This is a genomic window from Pseudarthrobacter sp. ATCC 49987 (genome assembly GCF_009928425.1).
In the GTDB taxonomy this organism is placed as follows: Bacteria; Actinomycetota; Actinomycetes; order Actinomycetales; family Micrococcaceae; genus Arthrobacter.
In genome coordinates, this window is record NZ_JAABNS010000001.1 from 3,320,226 (window position 1) to 3,335,372 (window position 15,147).

Sequence of the window (15,147 nt, forward strand, 5' to 3'; positions counted from 1 at the left end):
GCCACATTTGAACGTCTGAAGGTTCCAGCCATGAATAAGCGTACTTACGTCGGTTTGGATGTCCATGCGCGCAGTGTGAAGGGCTGCGCGATCGACCGTGAAACGGGCGAGATCCTGAGGCAGAGCCTGGCCGCCAACGATGCCGGGGTCGCCGAGTGGGTTTCCGGGTTGCCGGGCCCGGTCCTCGTTGTCTATGAGGCAGGGCCAACCGGATTCGGATTGGCCCGGTTACTGGTCGGTGCAGGGATCGAGTGCCTGGTTGTGGCGCCCTCGAAGCTTCAGCGGCCGCCCGGGGACCGGGTGAAGACCGATGCGCGCGATGCTGAGCATCTGGCCCGGTTGGCCCTGCTCGGACAGATAACGTCCGTGCGGGTTCCGGGCCGTGCGGATGAAGCAGCCCGGGATCTGGTGCGTGCCCGTGAGGACGTCCGCGCGGATTTGATGCGGGCCAGGAACCGCGTTTCCAAGCTCCTGCTGCGCCATGGCCTGGTCTACTCCGGCGGCCATGCCTGGACCGACGCCCACCACACCTGGCTGCACCGGCAACGATTCGATGACCCTGCCCTGCAGGCCGCCTACGAGGCCGGGCTGGAGACAGCCGAGCTGACGCTGGACCGCAGGAACAGGTTGGACGCGAAGATCACGGCCCTCGCTGCGACCGACCGCTACGCCCCCGTGGTCCACGCTTTGATGTGCCTGCGCGGGATCTCGGTGCTCACCGCTTTCGGCCTCGCGGTGGAGATTGGTGACTGGACCCGCTTCACCGGCTCTACGATCGGCGCGTATCTGGGTCTGGTTCCCTCGGAGCATTCATCCGGCGCTTCCCGGTCCCAGGGCGGGATCACTGAAACCGGCAACATCCATGCCCGCCGCCTGCTGGTCGAGGCCGCCTGGCACCATCGCCGCCCCTACACCCATGCCAGCCGGGACATGCGCGCCCGCTGGGACGCAGCCGATGAGGTCTCCCGGGTCCGCGGCCATCAAGGCAACCACCGGCTGCATCACAGGTGGGACCAGTTCGAAGCCAGGCACAAACGCCGGGTCATCGCTAACGTCGCCGTCGCCCGCGAACTGGCTGGCTGGTGCTGGTCTCTCGCCGCCCAAGTCCAACGGGAGCAGCCATGGACCGATGAATAGAGGTGTGCCGTTCCCGGCCGGCCTGGATGGCTCGGCAGCGTGGAGGAGACCCGCGATACAACTATGGACAACCGGCAATCCCCGGTGACGCCCGACATTGCTAGACCAGCGGCACCCCTCCAGCCGAACACCTCGTCCTGCGGTAGCCAACCCGCGCATATCAGTCTGACAGCGCCGTCGATCAAGACGCGCCGGCCGGCCGGACCAGGCAGGGAACGAACACAGGTGAGCGGTCCAAGACATCCAGTCTTGGACCGCTCACCCTTGCCCTCTTGACAAGGAACAACTACATATCAGTTGCGGGCGGTCAGCCGCCGGCTATCAAAGGTCCGGGCCGGTTCCTCGAGTTTCGCCTTGCTCGGGATGCGGATCCCTGCCGCCGCAATCCGTCGCTGCGTTTCCTCGGCGGAGACGAGCTCGCCGACGGCGGGGGTGTCGCCGAGCAGAACCACGGAGTGCACGATCGTGTGTTCATAGACGTGGACGAGGTTGAACGCCTGGCCGCCGTCGCGTCCGCGGGTTCCGCCAACCGGAACGTTGAGGTCCTGCGTGTAGCAGGTGGCCGACGCCACCGAGACAGGAATCCCGGCGAACGTCGCCGTCGTCGAATAGTGCAGGTGGCCGCCCAGAATGGCACGGACATCGGAGTTCCGCAGGACCCCGGCCAGTGCCGTCTGGTTCCGCAACTCCACGAGGACCGCGAGATCCAGGACCGAAGGCACCGGCGGGTGGTGCAGGGCAAGGATGGTTCCGTCCGGGGCGGGTGTGGCGAGTTCGGCCGCGAGCCACTCCAGCTGCTCCGGGCTCAGCTCACCGTGGTGGAAGCCCGGGACTGACGTGTCGAGGGTGATGATTCGCAGCCCGTTGATGAAGTACGTGTGGTCCACGGGGGCATCGTCGGCAGGCAGGTCCAGCAGGCCGGTGCGGAAGTTGGCGCGGTTGTCGTGGTTTCCCATCGCCCAGATGACTTTCGCACCCAGGGCCTTGCAGGCGGGCTCGACGATCGCCCGCAGCTTCGCGTACGCCTCGGGTTCGCCCCGGTCAGCGAGGTCGCCGGTGAAAATCACGGCTTCGGGACGTGCGCCGGACGCCCGCACTTCGTCAAAGAGTTGTTGGAGCAGGGCGTCGCTGTCGACCACACCATGCAACGGTGCCGGACCGCCCAGCAGGTGGGGGTCACTCAGATGGAGTAGAAAATGACGTGGCCGGGGGTGTTCGGCCTCGATGAGCTCCATTGCTACCTTCCTGGTTGGGTGGAGGCTGTAGCCCCCAACTTCCCTCTCAGTAATGTCTATCCAACCAGACATTCGGCCAACAATGTGCAAACTCCAGTAGGCATGTTTGAAAAAATGACAACAACGAGTAATCCGCCGGACACATACCTGCTCCGGTATGTGTCCGACGGAATGTGCTTACTCAGGTACTTGGCGGCTAGCTCAGGTAGCCGTTCGGGTTCAGCACGTACTTCGTGGCGGCACCGGCGTCGAACTCCGCGTAACCCTTCGGCGCCTCCTCCAGCGGGATCGCCTTCGCGTTGACGTTCTTGGCGATATGGACCTTGTCATGGAGGATCGCCATCATCAGCTGGCGGTTGTACTTCATCACCGGACACTGCCCGGTGGTGAAGCTCAGCGATTTGGCCCAGCCCGTGCCGAGACTGAGCGAGAGGGCACCTTTCTTGGCAGCCTCGTCGATGCCGCCCGGATCGCCGGTGACGTAGAGTCCCGGAATGCCGAGCGCACCGCCAGCTGCGGTGATTTCCATCAGCGAGTTGAGCACCGTGGCCGGAGCTTCCTTGGCGTCGTGGCCGTGGCCCTTCGCTTCGAAGCCGACGGCGTCGACGCCGCAGTCAACTTCGGGCACGCCGAGCAGCTGCTCGATCTGCTCCGCGGGCCCGCCCTGGGACAGGTCAACGGTTTCGCAACCGAAACTGCGCGCCTGCTTCAACCGGTCCGCGTTCATGTCCCCGACAATCACCACCGCGGCGCCCAGCAACTGGGCACTCGTGGCCGCCGCGAGGCCGACCGGCCCGGCACCGGCGATGTAGACCGTGGAACCGACACCGACGCCTGCACTGACGGCTCCGTGGAAGCCTGTCGGGAAAATGTCCGAGAGCATGGCCAGATCCAGGATCTTTTCGAGTGCCTGATCCTTGTCCGGGAACTTCAGCAGGTTCCAGTCCGCATACGGGACGAGGACGTAGTTGGCCTGTCCGCCGACCCAGCCGCCCATGTCCACGTATCCGTAGGCGGCACCCGGACGGGCGGGGTTGACGTTCAGGCAGATACCGGTCTTGCGCTCCTTGCAGTTCCGGCAGCGTCCACAAGCGATGTTGAAGGGGACGGAACAGATGTCGCCCACTTTGATGAACTCGACGTCTGGCCCGACTTCCACGACCTCGCCGGTGATTTCGTGGCCGAGCACGAGATCCGAGGGGGCTGTCGTGCGGCCGCGGACCATGTGCTGGTCCGAGCCGCAAATGTTCGTGGCAACGGTTTTGAGGATCACACCGTGGCGCACCGAACGGCCCACGTTTGCGGGGTTGACCCCCGGGCCGTCCTTAAGTTCGAAGCTGGGATAGTCAATGTCGATCAGTTCGACCTTGCCCGGCCCCTTGTAGGCAACGGCTTTGTTCCCTGTCATCACTTTCCTCCTGGTGTCACGGACCCCCGGTATGGGTGTCCAGTTGTGATTCACGAAGCGTGCTGATGCACCGTCCGCGGGCAGAAGTCGGCGCGACGCCAACGCACACAGGCGCGTCCGCGCCGTGGCTGTGCCCGGTTTATTTGGAAGGTCCGGCCAGTCTAGGCGGCAAGCATGCTTAGGGATAGAGGCCGTTGGCCCCTTGTGGTCCGGGAGCCGACTCTCAGCTGAGGGCGGACTGGACGGCTTCAATGACCTCGGGTGAGTCCGGCTCCACGGTGGGGGCGAAACGTGCCACCACGTCGCCGTCGCGGTTCACCAGGAACTTCTCGAAGTTCCATTTCACGAGCCCGGGCAGGAAACCGTTCTTGAATTTGGTGAGCTCGGCGTACAGCGGGTGCTGGTTCTTGCCGCGGACGTCGGCTTTGGCCGTGAGCGGAAAGGTCACGCCGAAGTTCCGTTCGCAGAATTCAGCGATCTCGGCGTCGGCTGCGGGCTCCTGGCCTGCGAACTGGTTGCAGGGGACGCCGAGCACTTGGAATCCCTGCTCGCGGAACTTGTTGTGGAGCGCCTCGAGTCCCGCGTACTGCGGCGTGAATCCGCACTGCGAAGCCACGTTGACCACCAGCACTACCTCCCCTTTGAACCGGCCAAAGTCCGTGTCGGCGCCGTCGATAAGGGTGAGCGGAATGCTGTGAAGAGAGGTCATGGCAGGGTTCCTCGCGAAGTCGGTAGTGAAGTTCGTGTCCGGAATGGTCACGACTGTCCTTCGATACCAACGCGCGGGGGTATGGGTTTGTGCCTGCTACGGGCCAGGAGTCAGCGACGGGTCCGTGGACTCCGTGGGCGCCGGCGGCGCAGGTGCCACGGTGGGCTCCTGCGGCGGTGGCGGGGCGGGCTCCACAACCGGCGGCGGGGCCGGCTCAACAACGGGCGGCGGCGGGGCCGGCTCAACGACGGGCGGCGGCGGGGCCGGCTCAACAACCGGCGGTGGGGGCTCAACGACGGGCGGCGGCGGGGCCGGCTCAACAACCGGCGGCGGAGCCGGCTCAACAACCGGCGGCGGCAACGGCGGCGCGGTGGGCTCGGGCGACGGGGTCGACGTCGGCGGTTCCGGTGGCGGCGGCGCTGTGGTGCCGGGCTCCGAAGGAGGCGGTGTGTCGCTCGGCGGCTGGGGGCCTGTCGGCGCGGTGGTCGCGCTCGAAGAGTCGCCCGCCGGTTGGGTGGGTTCAAGCGTGGGCGTATCGGACCTCGTCTTCGTCGGCGACAGCCCGTCCCAGATGGACGGAGTGGGCGCGGCTGACGCGGACGTGAGGTACGGCGTTCGCGGCATCGCTGCGACGGGTGCTTCCTGGGAGCCGCCGGCCACTTCGTGCCTCCCGTCATCGGACACCGGGATGGCCCAGCCAAGGGTCGTGTTGGAAGGCAAACCGGCGTCGGGAGCGTAGCTGGTCATCTCGATGGTGCCCAGCTGGTCCGTCTGCACGATCGGAAGAAGTATCCAGTCGTGCGGGTTCCTGTGGGATCCGTTCAGGATGGTCTCAAAATGCAAGTGGCAGCCGGTGGAAGACCCGGTTGTTCCCACCCGCGCAATGACCTCGCCAACCCGGATCGAGTCACCCTTTTTGACGGCGATAGCCTCCAGGTGGTTGTAGGTGGTGATGAGCCCGTTGCCGTGATCGATTTCCACGCGGTTTCCGCCACCCCACGGGTGCCAGCCGACTGCCCGCACCACTCCGGCGTCGGCGGCGTAGACACGGGTGCCGCATTCGGCGGCATAGTCCTGGCCCCAGTGGAATTCGCCGGCTGACCCCGAGATGGGGCTGGTCCGCAGCCCGAAGGGTGAAGTCTCGTGAAGTGATTCGAGGGGAGCCATGAGGAAGCCTTCTGCCGGCCGTTTCAGCCCGGCTGACGCCACATTGAGCTCCCCGGGAACGCCGTCCCTGGACGTCGTCTGGACCGTTGACCGGGCGTAGGCCACGAGCGCCGTCGGGTCCGCGGTGAATGCTGAGGTGGCGACGGCGCCGGTTCCCGCTGCCGTGGCAATGCCGGCAGTGGCCGGATCCAGGGTGCCTGGCCCCACGACGCCGGAGGCCGGGGCCTGGGACGGCACCACGGCGGCTCCGGTGCCGGACAGCCCTTGGACTCCGAAAGTCAGCACCGCCAAGGAGAGGCAAAAACCGCCGGACAGACATCGCACGGCAATGATCCGAGCTCTAGTTGCTTGCTCACTCGACGAGTTTCCCCAGTGTTTTCCCACGATGTGACTCCCGGATCCTGTTCGCCAGTCCCAAATTTCGCGGACCAACGTTCTTATGGGACCACAATCGAGGGTGCCTGTGAACCGTACAAAGTACCCCCCTTCAAAGTCGAGTGGTGGCCCAGTAGTACCGGGATCCGGGACAAGTATCGGGCCTGGCGGCAGTGGGCGAGAATGGAGTATGCGCAACCTCCTCAGGGAATGGCAGGCAGAACTCAAACAGACCTTCACCGGGACCCGGGACACAGTCCCGGAGTGGGTGCCCCGGCTGGCGGAAGGCGACGATCCCGGTTACCACTTACCAGGCTCGGCGGTCTGGGCCGTCCATGGTGATATGCCAACGATTGTGGCGGGCATTCGGGCCCTGCTGATGCAGGCACTCCATCCCGCGGCACTGGCCGGCGTCCACGACCACTCCCGCTTCCGCGAGGATCCCCTGGGCCGGCTTGCCGGAACGATCCGCTGGATTTTTACGGTTTCCTACGGTTCAACCGCCGCGGCCCGCGCAGCCTCCGACTGGGTGCTGCGGCTCCATGGATCGGTGCGCGGGGAGTACGTGGACGGGCACGGCGTCACCCGGAGCTACGCGGCGAATGATCCGGAGCTGCTCCGCTGGGTGCATATCGCCTTCACCGACGCTTTCCTCTCGGCGCACAAGATCTGGGGCAGGCCGATACCGGGCGGTCCGAATGCGTACGTACGTGAGTGGGCGCAGGCGGGCGAGCTGATGGGGGTGGAGTCCCCGCCGCTCAGCGAGGAGGCCATGCGGCGGCAGTTGGACCACTGGTACGACGCCGGCGAACTCCGCTCCGACGACAGGGTCGCCGAGACGGTGGCGTTCATCCGCAATCCACCGCTTCATCCAGTGCTCCGGCCAGGCTACCGGGTGCTGTTCGCGGCCGCCGTGGCCAGCCTCGAACCCAAATACCGTGATCTGCTGGGCCTCCGGACCGCACGGCTGGGTCCCATCCCGCTGCCGGTGCGACTGGCGACGAAGGTGACACTCGGCGTCGTCCATCTTGCCCTGGGCCGGATGGGGCCCAGCGAACAGGCGGCCCGGGACAGGCTCCGCAGGCTGGGCCACCAGGCCTGAGGGGCCAGCCGGGAACAGGTTTCTGGGGCCATTGGGTCCGGTGGCAGGACGCAAAAAGGCCCCGGTCCAAGGGACCGGGGCCAACCGCGGAGAATGGGGGATTTGAACCCCCGAGGGCGTTAACCCAACACGCGTTCCAGGCGTGCGCCATAGGCCGCTAGGCGAATTCTCCAGTAGCTTCTGAATCAAAAGCAGATACTAGAATACCTGAACTTCCCGGCATCGCCCAATTGGCCCTTCAGCCCCCGCCCCGCGGGACATGCCCCACCCTCACCGCGGCCAATGGACATAAGCCCACCGTGCCCACTCCCGGCCGCGGAAAATGGGCGTGTCCCACCGGATTTCCCGGACCCAAAACGCACGATTCGGGGCACACTCAAACGTCGGGTAAACTTGCTGACGGCCCCTCATGTGGCGTCATCCTGTTGAACTCCCCCAGGACCGGAAGGTAGCAAGGGTAAATGGGCTCTGGCGGGTGCATGAGGGGTCTTTTAGGGTTAGCGGCCAAAATGTGTGTATGGCTTGGGCGTGTCACCGGTTTCTTCCGCCCCATCCTTGCTGGATTCCGTTGCCGTCTTCGAAGCTGAAGGCTGTGTCGTAGAGGGCCGGTTGGATGGGCTCCTCCACCTCCTTTGACTCCTTCTTTTGGGGTTGCCAGTGGTGTGGTTTCACGAGGTCCCAAGGGTCCTGGGGTGATTCAGTGTGCTGGTAGAGGTACCAGTCGACGGCGCGTGTGGCGTGGTCTTCGCTGAGGCCGCGGTGGTTCCGCAGAAGGTCTTTGAGGCCTGCGTTGATTCCTCCCTCCAGCGGGCTGGTCGTCCGGGCGATCTGCTGGCCTTCGGTAGCGCTGGTAAGCCAGGTGAAGAGGTGCCCTGCCTTGATGGCAGCGGCCAGGCTTCCCCGTGCCCGGCGCAGGCCCAGATGTGTGTACCACCAGGTCTGTGCCGGTCCGATGTGTGAGGGCCTGGCGCCGGTTTTCTTCGCGTAGGTCCGGTGCTTGAGGAAGCTCTCCCAGCGGGCCTCCCAGGAAGCGAACGCACCGGACCAGGCGGCGGCCTGGTCAAGGTCCGTGACGTGGGTGAGTGCCTTGGCCAGGGCTAGTAGTTCCTTACCGGCATCGAGCTTCGGACGCATCGTCAGATGCGTGCGGATGTTCTGCCGGATATGGAACAGGCACCGTTGAACGTTCGTTTCCGGCCAGTGTTCCCTCAAGGCGCTCTCCAGGCCCTTGTGGCCATCCACGACGGCCACCGCCGGGGCCGGGATCTGCCGCAGAAGCGCAGCCCACGAGGCGTGCTTTTCCCGGTCACACCACTGCCACGCGATGACGTGCTCGCCGGTGTAAGCGACCAGGACGCACCAGCCGTTGAAGTAGGTGCCATCGAGCATGATCACCGGGTGTATTTCCCCGGTCCGCGCGGCCGCCGGGGCGACATTCCAGCACCAGGCACTCCGGCGCCTGAAGGTCCTCTCCGAGCCGGCGTGGGCGCCTTGCCGCTGCTTCCCCGTGATCCAGGAAATGAAGGCCGTGAACTCTGCCCTCTTCGTGACATCAACCCGGGATTGAGTACTCGAAGCACCACACGACCTACACCGCCATCTCGTCCGCCCGGCACTGGTCGAACCGTTCTTCACAAGCTTCTGAGCACATACACCACACCGGGGCTGATTTGATCGAACCGTCACTCCACATGCTTTCAAAGCATGTGCACACCCCTACAACCCGCGCGAACACTGGCAACCAAGCCAATCTCATACACACATTTTGGCCGCTAACCCGTCTTTTATGTCTGTGCCGATTGGTAGGGTTTATCTGTGACTGTTACTACCGCCCTTTACCGCAGATACCGCCCCGATTCGTTCGCGGACGTTATCGGGCAGGAACACGTCACCGAGCCGCTGATGACGGCCCTACGCAAGAACCGCGTGAACCACGCCTACCTCTTTTCAGGCCCCCGCGGCTGCGGAAAAACCACCTCTGCCCGCATCCTGGCGCGCTGCCTGAACTGTGCTGAGGGGCCCACGGACACCCCCTGCGGCAAGTGCGCCAGCTGCGTCGAACTCGCCCGAGGCGGCTCCGGATCCCTCGACGTCATTGAAATCGACGCTGCCAGCCACGGCGGCGTCGACGACGCCCGCGACCTGCGCGAACGGGCCACCTATGCCCCCGTCCGCGACCGGTACAAGATCTTCATCATCGACGAAGCCCACATGGTCACCTCGGCCGGCTTCAACGCCCTGCTCAAGATCGTCGAAGAGCCGCCGGAACACATCAAGTTCATCTTCGCCACCACGGAGCCGGACAAGGTCATCGGCACCATCCGCTCCCGCACGCACCACTACCCGTTCCGCCTCGTGCCCCCCGAGCCGCTCATGGCGTACCTCGAGCTGCTCTGCACGCAGGAGAACGTTCCCGTGGCACCGGGTGTGCTCTCGCTCGTCATCCGCGCCGGCGGGGGTTCAGTGCGGGACTCGCTCTCTGTCCTGGACCAGCTCATGGCGGGCGCCGGACCCAACGGCCTGGACTACGAGCTCGCCGTCGCGCTGCTGGGCTACACCCATGCTTCCCTGCTCGATGACGTTGTGGAGGCCGTGGCAGCGTCCGACGCCGCTACCGTGTTCCGAGCAGTGGACCGGGTCATCCAGACCGGTCATGACCCGCGCCGGTTCGTGGAGGACCTGCTCGAGCGCTTCCGGGACCTGATCATCGTCCAGGCCATGCCGGAGAGCGCCCAGTCAATCCTCCGCGGTATGCCCGCCGACCAGATCGCGCGCCTGCAGAACCAGGCGCATAATCTGGGGGCGGCCGAGCTGTCCCGGGCTGCGGACGTCACCAACACCGCCCTGACCGAGATGACCGGTGCCACCTCGCCGCGGCTGCACCTGGAACTGCTGTGCGCCCGCATCCTGCTGCCGTCCTCCGAGCAGACCGAGCGCGGCATCGCCGCCCGGATCGACCGGGTGGAACGCCGCCTGAACTACGCCGGGAACGACGTCGGGGCTCCCGCCGCCCAGACCGCTCCCGCAGCGGCGTCTCCGGTTCCGGCAGCTGCATCTCCCGGACCTGCGGCTGCAGCCCCGGCGGCCACCGCACCTGCCGCTGCCCTTGAGCGCGATGCCGAACCGGCCCGGGAAACGCTCACTGCGCCGCGCGTCAACACCCGCGACTGGCCCGTCGACGAGGCCGCCGCGGTCAACCGGGGGGCTTCCGGGAAGGCCACGCCTCCCCCGGCGTCCGCGCCGGTGGATGCCTCCGGCGCAGCTCCCGTTGCCGCTTCCCCGTCTGCGCCGGCAGAACCTGCCCAGAACCTGCCGGCGCCCTCGGTGCCTGCGGCTGCGACCGCCGCGGCGCCTGGCTCAGGATCCGGGCCCGACGTCGAAGTCCTCCGCCGCGCGTGGCCGGAGATCCTGCAGACGCTGACCAAGATCAAGCGCAGCACGTGGGCCCTCGTCGAGCCAAATGCCCAGGTGGGCCACTTCGAAGACCATGTCCTGACGCTCGCCTTCACCACGTCCGGGCTTGCTGGTGCGTTCGGCCGGGCGGACCACTCCGAGAACCTGCGACAGGCGATCCACAAGACGATCGGCATCGAATGCCAGATCACTGCAGTGGCCAGCGGAAGCAACAGCGCAGCGAGCTCTGAGCCAAACCCAAAAGCACCCGCTAGCCGGGACGTTCCGGCCACGTCCACCGACGCTGACTGGGGCCTGCCCCCGGCTGCCCCGGCGCAAACGGAGCCGGAACGGACGGTGCAGGCTCCGTCCGCCGCCCCCGCCGTTCGGCCTGCGGCGGGCCAGGCCCCGACTACCCCGGACGAGCCCGTCCAGATCCCGGTATCGGCGCACGTCCCCGCAACTGCAGCCCCGGCGGAACCGCGGGCCACTTTTCCGGCAGACGCGGCTGAAAGCGAACAGCCGGGCGCCGCCCCGGACTCCGCCGGCTCGTATGCCCACCCCGACGACGACTGGGGACCTCCGCGCGACGAGGACGCTCCGCCGCTGGACGAGGAACCGCCCATGGACTGGGACCCCTCGGCACCCGCCCTCGCCCGGGCCGCCCAGCCGGCACCCGCATCTGACCGCACGAAGACCGCCGCCCCGGCGGGTTCCGGTGCTGCTGCCAAGAAGTCCCAGACACACACGCCGGCGCCCCAAGCTCCGGACACCGCCAACGACCCGTGGGCACGGGCCGTCGAGCAGGCCCCTGGCATCTGGACGATTGCCGCGGACTCCAACGTCGGAAGCTACCGGCCCGAGGAATCCATTACTCCCGACCCAACCCCGGAGCCTGAACCCCCGCACTACGAACCTGCCGCGGCCCAGGTCCCGCAGTACGCCGCGGCAGTATCGGCTTCCGCCACGTATGAGCCTGTCGCCTCCTCGTCGAACGGTTGGGGAGACTCATCTGAGTTGGTGCCGGCAGGCGCTGCAGCCGCTCCAGTCTCCGTGAGCGCTGCGGCGGTTGCTCCGACCGCCGGACCAGCAGCTGCACCGGTCACGGCCCCCGCGGCGCAACAGTCCAACGGCCGGCAAAGCCTGTATCAGCGGCTGTCCAACAGCCCCGAGGCGGAGGCTGGACGCGCCAAAGCTCCGGCCCGTGCTACCGCCACCACCACCTATGTCCAGGACATCCCCAGCGCGGACGACGAAACGATCGAGGAATCAGGCGTCTTCGGACGGGCCGCCGTCGAACGAATCCTGGGCGGAAAACTCGTGGAAGAGCGGTCGCTGGACGGAAGCCCGCTGCCGCCGCGCTTCTAGCCGCCCCGCCGGGCCCTCCGCCCGTCACCACCCCAACCGAACGAGGACAAAGTGTACGAAGGTGCAGTTCAAGAGTTGATTGACGAGCTCGGACGCCTTCCCGGCGTCGGGCCCAAGTCCGCCCAGCGGCTCGCCTTCCACATTCTCGAGGCCGACCCCCAGGATATGAAACGGCTCGCGGATGCCATCATCACGGTCAAGGAACGGGTGAAATTCTGCACGGTCTGCGGCAACGTCACCGAGCAGGAACTGTGCAATATCTGCCGTGACCCACGCCGGGATCCCTCGATCATCTGTGTCGTCGAAGAATCCAAGGACGTCCTCGCCGTGGAACGCACCCGCTCGTTCCGCGGCCGGTATCACGTGCTGGGCGGAGCCATTAATCCCATTGCGGGCATCGGCCCCGAGCAGCTCCGGATCCGTGAACTCCTCACCCGGCTCAACGACGGCGCCATCCAGGAAATCATCATCGCCACCGACCCCAATCTGGAGGGCGAGGCCACGGCCACCTACTTGGCGCGCATGCTCAAGTCGATTGGCATCGCTGTCACCCGTCTTGCTTCAGGCCTGCCCGTGGGAGGCGATCTCGAATACGCGGACGAGGTCACGCTGGGCCGCGCGTTCGAGGGCCGCCGCAACGCCCTGAGCTGATCGGAGACCGCCCCCGCCATGTCCTTACCTGCCCCGGTCCGCACCGAACGCCTGGTGCTGCGTCCGCTGGAAATCCACGACGCGGCGGCGGTCCTGCAGTTCCGCGGCGATCCCATGGCCACGCAGTATCTGTCCCATGAACCCCTGAGTCCTGCGGAGAACTTCGCCAGAATCCTTGGGCTGGTCGATGCCGCGGAATCGTCCAGCGTGGATTGGTTCAGCTTCGGCTGGGCCATAGAGCTCCGCGAGACGGGCGAGGTCATTGGTGACGGCCGGACGTGGAACTCGGCAGAGCCGCCGGCGCCGGGCAAGATACCCGCCGACTGCGGAAGCCTCGGGTATATCCTCCATCCCGGCCACCACGGCCGTGGCCTGGGCCGCGAGGCAGCGGGTGCCCTGGTCAGCTGGCTTTTCGAACAACGCGGAACACAAACGGTGTTCGCCGGCGTTTATGAACCCAACCTCCCCTCCAGACGGCTCTTGGCGGGCCTGGGCTTTCGGCAGGACCGCCATTTCACGTCCGTGCAGGACACAACGGGCAAGAATCTTCCCTCCTGGCGCTACAGACTGGACCGGAACCCGTAGCCGAGTGGACCCCGGACCGCTGCCAAACCGGGCGCTCCGCCGGACCAATTCAACCCCGCATGGGACATGCCCAGCCCCCGCGCCTACGGATGGACATGGTGCCAACCTGCCCGTCCGCTAGCGCCAACGGAGGGCATGTCCCGGATGGCAGGTGGGCATGTCCAGTCGCTGTCCCAGCGGAGGGCATGTCCCGGGGAGCGGGAACGCGGGTGTCTGGCATGCGGTCACAATTCAGCAACCGAGGGGTCTCGGCGATAAACTGGGATGAGAAGTTACGCCGTCGCGCCGTTTGGTTGCCTGGCCCAGAACCCCGATGCTCCAGTGAGGGTGCGCGCATGAGTTTGCCCACTACCGAAGTCCAGCCCGGCCCGCAGCCACAGGAGCTGCCCGTCTCTGCTGCCACCATGAAGCACCTTGTGGTGAAGAAGTTCGGCGGTTCCTCCGTGGCGGATGCCGAGGGCATTAAGCGCGTGGCCCGGCGGATCGTGGATGCCCAGAACGCGGGCGATGAAGTGGTGGTGGTCGTGTCCGCCATGGGCGACACCACTGATGAGCTCCTCGACCTCGCCGCGCAGGTCACCGACTCGGCCCCGGCGCGGGAAATGGACATGCTCCTCTCCGCCGGGGAACGCATCTCGATGGCCCTGCTCGCCATGGCCATCAACAAGTTCGGCGCGTCGGCCCAGTCCTTTACCGGCTCCCAGGCCGGAATGATCACTGACGGCATCCACGGCAAGGCCCGGATCATCGACGTCGACCCGCACCGCATTCGCACCGCCCTGGACAAGGGGCACATCGCGATCGTGGCTGGGTTCCAGGGCATGAGCCGCACCACGCACGAGGTCACCACGCTGGGCCGCGGCGGTTCGGACACGACGGCGGTGGCGCTGGCCGCCGCCCTCGATGCGGACGTTTGCGAGATCTTCACCGACGTCGACGGGATCTACACCGCCGATCCGCGCGTCGTGCCGTCCGCCCGCAAGATCGATCGGATCTCCAGCGAGGAAATGCTCGAACTGGCGGCGTCCGGCGCCAAGATCCTGCACCTGCGCTGCGTCGAGTACGCGCGCCGTTTCGGAGTGCCGTTGCATGTCCGGTCCTCATTCAGCCAGAACGAAGGTACCTGGGTCCTGCCCAGCGCCGACGACAAGATCACAACCCAAGAGGGAGTTGCCTTGGAGCAGCCAATCATCTCCGGTGTTGCACACGACCGTTCGGAAGCCAAGGTCACGGTTGTCGGGGTTCCCGATATCCCCGGCAAGGCTGCAGCGATCTTCCAGGTCATCGCCGATGCGCACTCGAACATCGACATGATCGTCCAGAACGTGTCCACCCACGGCACGGGCCGGACCGACATTTCCTTCACGCTGCCGATCGTCGAGGGCGCCGACGCCCTCGCCGCCCTGCACGCCGCGCAGGACCGGATCGGCTTCGAAAGCATCGAGTACAACGAGAAGATCGGCAAGCTGTCGCTGATCGGCGCCGGCATGCGCTCGCACCCGGGAGTCTCGGCGCGGTTCTTCGCGGCGCTCTCGGAGGCCGGAATCAACATCAACATGATCTCCACCTCGGAGATCCGGATTTCCGTCGTCACACACGCCGACCTGCTCGACGATGCCGTGCGCGCCATCCACAAGGCCTTCGACCTGGACAGCGAGGACGAGGCCACAGTGTACGGCGGCACGGGCCGCTGACCTTCGCACCGAGGAATAGCAGCCGGAGTTAACTGGGAAGGGAGCGGCAAGTGCCGCTCCCTTCTTCGTGACGGGCGCGTTTCCTGACGGGCGCGCGATGCTCAGACTTCCTCTTTGGGGAGGTCTTCCTTCCGGACCGCATAGTGATGTCCGTGAGCATCGGTCTCCACTTCGAACCCGGCGAGGTCCATTTCGGAAGCCTGCTCGAAGTCGTCATTCTTGTGCACGACCGGCGCGGCGGTATCCCCCCGCGAGGCAGGGCCGAAAAGGAAGCGTGCCCATGACGACGGGTGCAGATGCTGCCTGAGTGCCATCTTCCTCAG

General features: G+C 66.2%; 12 protein-coding genes, 1 tRNA gene and 1 other RNA gene. 7 read left to right on the top strand and 7 right to left on the bottom strand.

Features of this window, described 5'->3' with window-relative positions:
• The first annotated feature begins 30 nt into the window (after nucleotides 1–30).
• The gene (locus GXK59_RS15320; protein WP_160668065.1) at nucleotides 31–1,137 is read left to right on the top strand and encodes an IS110 family transposase; all 1,107 of its coding nucleotides are present in this window, start codon (nucleotides 31–33) and stop codon (nucleotides 1,135–1,137) included.
• A 293-nt stretch (nucleotides 1,138–1,430) separates the two neighbouring features.
• On the opposite strand, the gene GXK59_RS15325 is transcribed toward GXK59_RS15320, so the two are convergent.
• From GXK59_RS15325 to GXK59_RS20510, 4 genes are all read right to left on the bottom strand, one after another.
• Nucleotides 1,431–2,372 (bottom strand): phosphodiesterase, encoded by a 942-nt coding sequence (locus tag GXK59_RS15325; protein WP_160668067.1) that lies wholly within the window; start codon nucleotides 2,370–2,372, stop codon nucleotides 1,431–1,433.
• A 196-nt stretch (nucleotides 2,373–2,568) separates the two neighbouring features.
• Complete coding sequence (gene fdhA / locus GXK59_RS15330; protein WP_160668068.1) at nucleotides 2,569–3,780, bottom strand: formaldehyde dehydrogenase, glutathione-independent; 1,212 nt, start codon at nucleotides 3,778–3,780, stop codon at nucleotides 2,569–2,571.
• 223 nt (nucleotides 3,781–4,003) lie between these two features.
• A complete protein-coding gene (locus GXK59_RS15335) occupies nucleotides 4,004–4,489 on the bottom strand; it encodes a glutathione peroxidase (RefSeq protein ID WP_160668070.1) in 486 nt (161 codons plus the stop codon).
• Nucleotides 4,490–4,585: 96 nt separating this feature from the next.
• Nucleotides 4,586–5,941 carry a M23 family metallopeptidase gene (locus GXK59_RS20510; RefSeq protein ID WP_237393913.1) on the bottom strand — a complete coding sequence of 452 codons (1,356 nt, stop codon included), beginning with the start codon at nucleotides 5,939–5,941 and terminating at the stop codon, nucleotides 4,586–4,588.
• Nucleotides 5,942–6,221: 280 nt separating this feature from the next.
• Between GXK59_RS20510 and GXK59_RS15350 the strand changes: the two genes are divergently transcribed.
• Nucleotides 6,222–7,133: an oxygenase MpaB family protein gene (locus GXK59_RS15350; RefSeq protein WP_160668072.1), complete on the top strand. Its 912-nt coding sequence runs from the start codon at nucleotides 6,222–6,224 to the stop codon at nucleotides 7,131–7,133.
• A gap of 87 nt (nucleotides 7,134–7,220) precedes the next feature.
• On the opposite strand, the gene GXK59_RS15355 is transcribed toward GXK59_RS15350, so the two are convergent.
• Nucleotides 7,221–7,305, bottom strand: a tRNA-Ser gene (locus GXK59_RS15355).
• A gap of 226 nt (nucleotides 7,306–7,531) precedes the next feature.
• On the opposite strand from GXK59_RS15355, the gene ffs reads away from it, so the two are divergent.
• Nucleotides 7,532–7,628, top strand: an RNA gene (gene ffs, locus GXK59_RS15360) — signal recognition particle sRNA small type.
• A 36-nt stretch (nucleotides 7,629–7,664) separates the two neighbouring features.
• On the opposite strand, the gene GXK59_RS15365 is transcribed toward ffs, so the two are convergent.
• Complete coding sequence (locus GXK59_RS15365; protein WP_160664191.1) at nucleotides 7,665–8,819, bottom strand: IS1249 family transposase; 1,155 nt, start codon at nucleotides 8,817–8,819, stop codon at nucleotides 7,665–7,667.
• Between the two features lie 129 nt (nucleotides 8,820–8,948).
• On the opposite strand from GXK59_RS15365, the gene GXK59_RS15370 reads away from it, so the two are divergent.
• The 4 genes from GXK59_RS15370 to GXK59_RS15385 all read left to right on the top strand — a co-directional run bounded on the left by GXK59_RS15370 (nucleotide 8,949) and on the right by GXK59_RS15385 (nucleotide 14,824).
• Nucleotides 8,949–11,894, top strand: coding sequence for a DNA polymerase III subunit gamma and tau (locus GXK59_RS15370; RefSeq protein WP_160668074.1), 2,946 nt, complete (start codon nucleotides 8,949–8,951; stop codon nucleotides 11,892–11,894).
• A 51-nt stretch (nucleotides 11,895–11,945) separates the two neighbouring features.
• Nucleotides 11,946–12,545: a recombination mediator RecR gene (recR, locus tag GXK59_RS15375; RefSeq protein ID WP_024366686.1), complete on the top strand. Its 600-nt coding sequence runs from the start codon at nucleotides 11,946–11,948 to the stop codon at nucleotides 12,543–12,545.
• Nucleotides 12,546–12,563: 18 nt separating this feature from the next.
• Nucleotides 12,564–13,130 (top strand): GNAT family N-acetyltransferase, encoded by a 567-nt coding sequence (locus GXK59_RS15380; protein WP_160668076.1) that lies wholly within the window; start codon nucleotides 12,564–12,566, stop codon nucleotides 13,128–13,130.
• A 335-nt stretch (nucleotides 13,131–13,465) separates the two neighbouring features.
• On the top strand, nucleotides 13,466–14,824 hold the full coding sequence (locus tag GXK59_RS15385; RefSeq protein ID WP_160668078.1) for an aspartate kinase: 1,359 nt from the start codon (nucleotides 13,466–13,468) through the stop codon (nucleotides 14,822–14,824).
• A 101-nt stretch (nucleotides 14,825–14,925) separates the two neighbouring features.
• Here GXK59_RS15385 and GXK59_RS15390 read toward each other — a convergent pair whose 3' ends face one another.
• Nucleotides 14,926–15,138 carry a hypothetical protein gene (locus GXK59_RS15390; RefSeq protein ID WP_160668079.1) on the bottom strand — a complete coding sequence of 71 codons (213 nt, stop codon included), beginning with the start codon at nucleotides 15,136–15,138 and terminating at the stop codon, nucleotides 14,926–14,928.
• Nucleotides 15,139–15,147: the final 9 nt, after the last annotated feature.

Excerpts from the sequence above, each read along its gene's own strand:
- GXK59_RS15320 (WP_160668065.1), top strand. The coding sequence starts at position 31 with ATGAATAAGCGTACTTACGTCGGTTTGGATGTCCATGCGCGCAGTGTG.
- GXK59_RS15325 (WP_160668067.1), bottom strand. The coding sequence starts at position 2,372 with ATGGAGCTCATCGAGGCCGAACACCCCCGGCCACGTCATTTTCTACTC.
- fdhA (WP_160668068.1), bottom strand. The coding sequence starts at position 3,780 with ATGACAGGGAACAAAGCCGTTGCCTACAAGGGGCCGGGCAAGGTCGAA.
- GXK59_RS15335 (WP_160668070.1), bottom strand. The coding sequence starts at position 4,489 with ATGACCTCTCTTCACAGCATTCCGCTCACCCTTATCGACGGCGCCGAC.
- GXK59_RS15350 (WP_160668072.1), top strand. The coding sequence starts at position 6,222 with ATGCGCAACCTCCTCAGGGAATGGCAGGCAGAACTCAAACAGACCTTC.
- GXK59_RS15380 (WP_160668076.1), top strand. The coding sequence starts at position 12,564 with ATGTCCTTACCTGCCCCGGTCCGCACCGAACGCCTGGTGCTGCGTCCG.
- GXK59_RS15385 (WP_160668078.1), top strand. The coding sequence starts at position 13,466 with ATGAGTTTGCCCACTACCGAAGTCCAGCCCGGCCCGCAGCCACAGGAG.
- GXK59_RS15390 (WP_160668079.1), bottom strand. The coding sequence starts at position 15,138 with ATGGCACTCAGGCAGCATCTGCACCCGTCGTCATGGGCACGCTTCCTT.